Consider the following 6,752-nt stretch of genomic DNA (forward strand, 5'->3'; position numbering starts at 1 on the left):
CGGCGGAATCCGCCGTGCGCCCCGCCATCAGGGCTGCTTCTGTACAGCGGTGGTGAGAAGGGCGTTCTCGTGGGGGTGGGGGCCTCGTGTTCCTGCTACCCTGGGCCTTCACGCGGTGGAACCCGAAGCGGGAGGGGCATGACTGGCACCGAGGGGCCCGGCACCGGGCTGGTGCGGCTGGATGGAGGTGAAGGCGAGGGCGGCGGACAGATTCTCCGCACGGCATTGTCGCTGTCGCTCATCACCGGCCGCCCGTTCCACATCACGCGCCTGCGCGAGCGACGTGATCCGCCCGGTCTGCGGCCCCAGCACCTGGCCTGCGTGCGCGGCGCCGAGGCCCTCTGCGGCGGCGGCGCCACCAGCGAGGGCGCCACGGTGGGCGCCTCGGAGCTGTCCTTCACGCCGGCCCCCGTGCGCGCGGGGGACTATCTGCTGGAGGTGGGGACCGCGGGCAGCACGCCGCTGCTCTTCCAGTGCCTCGTCTATCCGCTGGCACTGGCCGGGGGCGGACGACTCACGCTGCGCGGGGGCACGCACCTGCCGCACAGCCCCAGCTTCCACTACGTCGCCACCGTCTGGCAGCCCGTGGCGCATGCGTATGGCCTGCCCGTGCTGCTCTCCCTGGTTCACGCCGGGTTCTATCCGGAAGGCGCGGGGGAGATTGTCGCGGAGGTCGGCGCGCCGCAGGAGCCGCCCCGGTTGGTGGAGCTGCCCGCGCGGGGCATGCTTCGCGAGGTCCGGGTGTCCTCCTTCACGGGTGGGCTGCCCTTCACCATCGCGGAGCGTCAGTCCCGCGCGGCGGTGGCAGCGCTCCGGGAGCGCGGCATCCTGGCGGAGGCGGACAACCGGCCGCTGGCCGTCACGCGCTCGGTGGGGACCGTGACATTCGTACTCGCCCAGTTCGAGCACACCATCGCGGGCTTCACCGCGCTGGGAGAGCGGGGCCGTCCCGCCGAGGACGTGGGCCGCGAGGCCGGTGAAACCCTGGCGCGGTTCATGGAGACCGGGGGCGCGCTCGACGAGCACCTCGCCGATCAGATTCTGCTCCCCGCCGCGCTGCTGGCCGCGGGCCGCTTGGGCTCGGCCACGCAGGGGACGACGCGCTTCACGGCGGCGCGCATCACCGACCACCTCACCACCCACGCCCGCGTCGTGGAGCGCTTCCTGCCCGTGCGAGTCACGGTGGACGCAGGAGGTTCGGTGGAGGTCCGCCCCGCCTGAGCTCCGGCGGGGGACGGAGACTCAGGCCTCCTCGTCCTCGCCGCCGCCACGGTTGGTGCCGAAGGCGTTCTGCCCGCCGATGTCCTTGGACGTCCGGCGGTAGGCGCGGATGGCGAAGGGCGTCGTGACAAGGAAGACGATTCCCGCCAGGCCGGTGGCCATCCACGGGAAGGGCTTCTGCTTGAGCTGGACGTCCTTGCCGTACGAGTTGAGGTTGTTGCCCATGGCGCGCTGCTTGGCCGCCTCACGCTCCTCGGCCGTCATCTCGCGGGGGGCCTGGAAGTCCTGGACCTGCTTGCGAGGCTGGGCCAGGGCGGCACCACCCGAGCAGAGCGCGAGGACGAGGATCATCCGGGGAACGATGTTTCGCATATGGCGGCCGAGGCTATCACGACCCAACGGATGGACTGAACAGGGCTTGCACGCCGAGTGAGCGTCCGTTACGGGCCGGAGACCCACATTTCCTTCTGGGACGCCATGCTGCGCCTGCCCTTCATCGCCCTCGCCAACCTGTCCCTCCTCGTGCGCACCGCCGTGGGCGCCCCCTTCCGGATGATGTCTTCGGGGGACAGGCCCACCTACGTCCGGTTCCGGCTGACGGGCGATCCGCCGTACCGCGAGCGCCGCCGCCCGAGGCTCCCGTTCGGAGCCAGCCGGCCCGAGCCCGCGGATGTCACCTCGGTGGAGCGCTTCCGCGAATCGTTGGAGCTCCTGGCGAAGGACGCCCGGGTGAAGGGCGTCCTCCTGGAGGTCGAATCCCTGCACGTCCCCGCCGCCAAGCGCGACGCCCTGGTGGCGGTGTTGCGGCGCTTCCAGGGGCAGGGGAAGCGGGTGGTGGGCTGGGCAGTGAGCGTGGACAACGAGGCGTATTCGCTGCTGTGCGCGGCCGACGAGGTGCTCCTGGCCCCCATGGGCCGCGTGGAGCTGGTGGGCTACGCCGCCGAACCCCTCGCGCTGGGCGAAGGCCTGTCCCGCGTGGGCATCCGGGCCCACTTCGTGAGGCGAGGGCCCTACAAGACGGCGCCGGAGCTGTTCACGGACACAGTCGTTTCGGACATCCAGGCGCGGACGGTGGAGACGTTCCTGGATGAGCGCTACGCGGACCTGGTGGAAGTGGTGGCCCAGGGACGGCGGAAGACGCCGGAGGAGGTCCGGGCGCTGATCGACCGGGGGCCCTTCAGTGCCCGGCGCGCGCTGGACGCGGGGCTGGTGGACGCGCTGGTGAGCGAGGCGGACCTGCCCGAGCGCCTGGGGCTGGTGAAGGACGGCGGGGACGCGGAGGAGACGGAGCTGGAGCCGATGGGCACGTACCTGTCCACGGTGCCGTTCCCGCCGGTGCGGTGGAAGCCGGTGAAGCGGGCGCCTCGGCTGGCGGTGGTGCCCGTGTCCGGGATGATTGTGCCGGGCAAGGGCGGCGGCGGGCGGATGGCGACGACGGACACGGTGGTGAAGGCGCTGCGCGCGGCGGGCCGGGACAAGCGGTCGAAGGCGGTGGTGCTCTACATCAACAGCCCGGGTGGCACGCCGCTGGCGTCGGAGCAGATGCTGGAGGCGGTGCAGCGGGTGGCTCGCAAGAAGCCGGTCATTGCGTACATGGACCGGGTCTGCGCCAGCGCCGGGTACATGGTGGCGGTGGGGGCGAAGGAGATCTGGTCCTCGCCCCACGCCATGGTGGGCTCCATTGGTGTGTTCGCCGGCAAGTTCGAGCTGTCCGGCTTGATGGAGAAGCTGGGTGTCCACCGGACGACACTGGCGCGCGGGGAGAACGCGGCCATCTTCTCCAGCTCGAGGGGGTTCAGCCCTCACGAAAAGGAGACGCTCGAAGCCGAGGTGGAGGAGATGTACCAGGCGTTCCTCGACATCGTCGCGAAGGGCCGGGGGCGGACGAAGGAGGAGATCCACCAGTTGGCGGAGGGCCGCGTGTACTCGGGCGTACGTGGGAAGGCGGCGGGGTTGGTGGATCAGATCGCCGGCTTCGAGGACGCGTGCCGCCATGCCCTGACGCTGGCGAAGTCGCCCACGGAGGGGTTCGAAATCATGACCTACGGCGGGCCCAAGCAGCGGGTGAACCTGGTGAAGCTGCTGATGGGCGCGTCGCAGTCCCGGGCGTTCGCGTTGTGCCCCACGGCGTTGGGTTTGAGCCTGCGCGATGGCACGGAGGCGTTCGAGGACACCAAGCACCTCGGGCTCACCGACCTGGTGGGTCAAGTGTTCCCTGATGACCAGTGGCCATTCGGGGGCTGACGGGCGCGGGCGGTAAACTGGGGGATGCTGAAGGCACTCGTGTTGCTGACCGCATCCTGTCTGGCTCAGGCGGAGACCTCATCCACGCCCGCGGTGGAGGAAAAACTCCCCTTCGTCACGAGCCTCCATTGGGAGAACGACGTGCTCGCCAAGAGCGACCGCCTGTACACGAACGGCGTTCGCATCGAGCACTTCGGGGAGTACGACGGGTGCCGCGCGTTGGCACGGACGCTCGGGCTGCCGGGTGGTGTGCAGCACCGGTACCTGTGTGGCGGCTCGCTGGCGCAGAACATGTACACGCCCAGCCGCATCGTGCCGCTGCCGGACGAGGCGGTGTTCCCGGACCCGAATGACCGCCCCTACGGGGGCTGGCTGCACGGCGGGTTCCTCTTCCAGCATGTCTTCGCGGGAAGAGAGCCCAAGGACTCGTCGAGACTGACGCTGCAGGCCACGGTGGGCGTCACGGGCCCGGCGTCTGGCGCGGCGCAGACGCAGCGGTGGCTGCACCGGACGATCAACAGCCTCGTGGGGCACACTGCGGCGCGAATCCCGGTGGGCTGGGAGAAGCAGTTGCCGACGGAACCGGCGTTCCACTTCTCAGCGCTCCGGGAGCAGCCGTTCCTTTGGAGCCCCGTGGTGGACGTGACGTGGTCGGCCGGGGCGATGCTGGGGACGGTGTTCGTGAACGCGAGCGTGGGAGGAACGGTCCGTGTGGGCTGGCTCGCCCGACCGTATGGCCTGGCCCCCATCATGCCGTCCGTGGTTCGGGAGCTGGAGTCACAGCGGGCCCCGGGCGAGGCCTCCGCCGAGCGGGTGGCCCTGCGGGACGAACGCGCCTGGGAGGCCTACCTGTACGCCCGGGGGCAGGTGAGGGTGGTCGCGAGGAACCTGTTCCTGGACGGAACGCTGTTCCGCCCGAGCATCAGCGTCCGCAAGGCGCCCATCGTGGGGGACAGCGAGTTCGGCGCGGCGTTTCGGACCGGCGGGTTCCAGTTCGGCCTGGGCATGGTCTTCCGCTCCCAGGAAATGGCCGACCCGCCCAACCCGCTCCTATCCGGCCACCGGTTCACCCAGCTTCAGCTTTCGTATCTACACTGAAGGCTGGGGTTTCAATGACTCACACCGGTGGTCCGGCCGGGCTGGCATCAAGGAATCTGAGGCTCGGCCGTGGAGGGGGAGGGAGGTGCCTCTACCGTCTCGGGATTGATCTGCGCCAGAACGTCGTCCTTCACCTGAACCTGCGTCTTGTCTCGCAGTGATTGGACCAAGGAATCCAGTGCCTTCGCTCGGCGCTCGGACTCCAGCCGCTGGACAATTCGCGCCTTGACCTGGTCGAAACGCTGGTCCAATCCGACTTGGCGCCCTTGCAGAATGAGGATGTGGACGCCCGTATCCGTCTCGATGGGCGCCGAGAGCTGGCCGATTGCCTTCAGGGCAAACGCAGAGTCCGCGAGGGATTCACCGCCAGCGGCAATCAACTCCTCACGCGTCCGGAATCCCAGGTCGCCGCCCTGGGGCTGCGTCGCGGTGTCCTGGGAGTGTGCGCGGACGGCTGTGTCAAAAGCCCGAGGCACGCTCTCTCCACGCTGAATCTCCGTGGACAGGCGGACGGCCTGGGTCAGCGCCTTGGCCCGCTCCGGGCTTCCCCGGGCGGCCTTCAGCAACAATTGACTGACACGCACTCGTGGCGGCTTCACGTACTCAGAAACATTCGCATCGTAGTAGGCGCGGGCCTCGTCATCACTCACCGTCGCACCTGCTGCGGATTCCGTGTGTGACTTCACGAGCCGCTGGACCATGACCTTTTCAAGCATGGCACGGACTTCAGGGTCGGAATCCAATCCCTGCCGCTTCGCTTCCTGAACCAGCAATTCGAAGCGAACAAGATTATCCAGAAACTCTTTCTTCTTTTCCGGCGTGGAATAGCGAGAGCGCACGAAAGACGGCTGCTCGGCGAGCTTGGCCTCGAACTGCTGACGCGTGATTCGGCCCTCGCCCACGAGCGCGACGACTGGACCTTCGTCTTTGTTGGGATTTCCTGACTTAGCGCGATCGCATCCGCTCGCACCCAGCGTCAAACCAACAGCCAGTGAGGCCGTTCCCACCCACCGCAACTGCCTGACCATCGAGCACTCCACCTTGAAGACTGCATCCCCGGACCTTCATCCGGGATGGATGCAATTGAATGTCATTCGTCCGCTGACGGACAACTGCCTTGCGATCTTTCTTACATATAGAGTAATTCTATCGTCGGACGGAATAGCGGGTACGAAAGCACGATGAAACACCAGAAGGTGCTGTGGAAGTGGCTCTGTCTCGGCAGCCTGCTCGGTGTCTCAGCATGTGAGCGATCCGCTCCAGCCCCAGCCGGCCTCTCGGCGAACGTCGTGGCGAGCTACAAGGGTGGAGCCATCACGGCGGAAGAGGTTCTCCGCGAGAGCCAACGGCTGCCTCCCACCTTGAGGGCGCGCTTCGAGCAAGGAACAGGGCGGGAGGAGTTCATCCGCGCCATGGTCGACAAGCGCCTCCTCGCGCTGGAGGCCGAGCGGCAGGGATTCACGCAAGATCCCGAAATCCGCCGCCAAGTCCGAGAGCTGGAGGAGCGGCTGACCATCCAGGCGCTGCTGGCCCGGGAAGAGAAGTCAGCGGGCGCGCCAACGGACGAAGAGGCGCGCGTCCACTACCAGGCCCATATCGAGCGCTTCGCCCAACCCGAGCGGCTTCGAATCGCTCGGATCCTGGTCGAGGTTCCGCCGGGCAGCCCGCACACCGCGTGGACCCAGGCGCAGCAACGCGCGGAGGCCTTGCGCCGCCGGGTCGTCACCGGAGAACCCGTGGCGAAGGTGGCGGAGTCCGGAGACGGGCCGGAGCGCAGTCGGGGCGGCGAGCTGGGTCTGCTGGCGCGCGGAGAGTTCGGCAGCGCGGCCCTGGAAAAAGCGGCTCTGGCGCTGACCCGGCCCGGAGAAGCGACGCCCGTCATCGAACAGCCAGCGGGGGCTGTCGTCCTCGTGCTGCTGGAGCGGTTGGCGCCCAGGGTGCCTCCTTTCGAGGAGGTCCGGGAGGCCGTCCTGGGGCAGATGGCACCCATGCTTCAGCGACGCGCGTTCGAGCAGGTGTTGGCGCGGTTGCGCAAAGAGGCCTCGATCGAACTCTCGTCAGCGGGTGCCCCGGCAGGGGCGTCAGCGGACGTCGATACGGTGGCGCAGCACTGACGTATTCGAGGTGGTGGGCGTGGATTGCGGCAGCGGCACGCCGCGGGTGGTTTTCGTCGGACTCGAGGGGGAGCT

The 6,752-nt window shown here is 68.5% G+C and carries 6 protein-coding genes; 4 read left to right on the top strand and 2 right to left on the bottom strand.

Going from position 1 to position 6,752, the window contains the following annotated elements; genetic code table 11:
* The first annotated feature begins 138 nt into the window (after positions 1 to 138).
* A complete protein-coding gene (rtcA, locus tag A176_RS15010) occupies positions 139 to 1,221 on the top strand; it encodes an RNA 3'-terminal phosphate cyclase (protein WP_002639596.1) in 1,083 nt (360 codons plus the stop codon).
* A gap of 21 nt (positions 1,222 to 1,242) precedes the next feature.
* Here rtcA and A176_RS15015 read toward each other — a convergent pair whose 3' ends face one another.
* Complete coding sequence (locus A176_RS15015; protein ID WP_002639597.1) at positions 1,243 to 1,572, bottom strand: hypothetical protein; 330 nt, start codon at positions 1,570 to 1,572, stop codon at positions 1,243 to 1,245.
* Between the two features lie 78 nt (positions 1,573 to 1,650).
* Between A176_RS15015 and sppA the strand changes: the two genes are divergently transcribed.
* Together sppA and A176_RS15025 are read left to right on the top strand one after the other, a co-directional pair.
* Entirely contained in the window at positions 1,651 to 3,465 is a 1,815-nt protein-coding gene (sppA, locus tag A176_RS15020; protein WP_002639598.1) for a signal peptide peptidase SppA, read from the top strand.
* 24 nt (positions 3,466 to 3,489) lie between these two features.
* Positions 3,490 to 4,563, top strand: coding sequence for a lipid A deacylase LpxR family protein (locus A176_RS15025; RefSeq protein ID WP_002639599.1), 1,074 nt, complete (start codon positions 3,490 to 3,492; stop codon positions 4,561 to 4,563).
* A gap of 47 nt (positions 4,564 to 4,610) precedes the next feature.
* Here the strand turns inward: A176_RS15025 and A176_RS15030 are convergent, their stop codons facing one another.
* On the bottom strand, positions 4,611 to 5,591 hold the full coding sequence (locus tag A176_RS15030) for a peptidylprolyl isomerase (RefSeq protein ID WP_002639600.1): 981 nt from the start codon (positions 5,589 to 5,591) through the stop codon (positions 4,611 to 4,613).
* Between the two features lie 261 nt (positions 5,592 to 5,852).
* Here A176_RS15030 and A176_RS15035 point away from each other — a divergent pair, with 261 nt between their 5' ends.
* Entirely contained in the window at positions 5,853 to 6,677 is an 825-nt protein-coding gene (locus A176_RS15035; protein WP_002639601.1) for a peptidylprolyl isomerase, read from the top strand.
* Positions 6,678 to 6,752 lie beyond the last annotated feature (75 nt).

The sequence above is a fragment of the Myxococcus hansupus genome (assembly GCF_000280925.3).
GTDB lineage: Bacteria > Myxococcota > Myxococcia > Myxococcales > Myxococcaceae > Myxococcus > Myxococcus hansupus.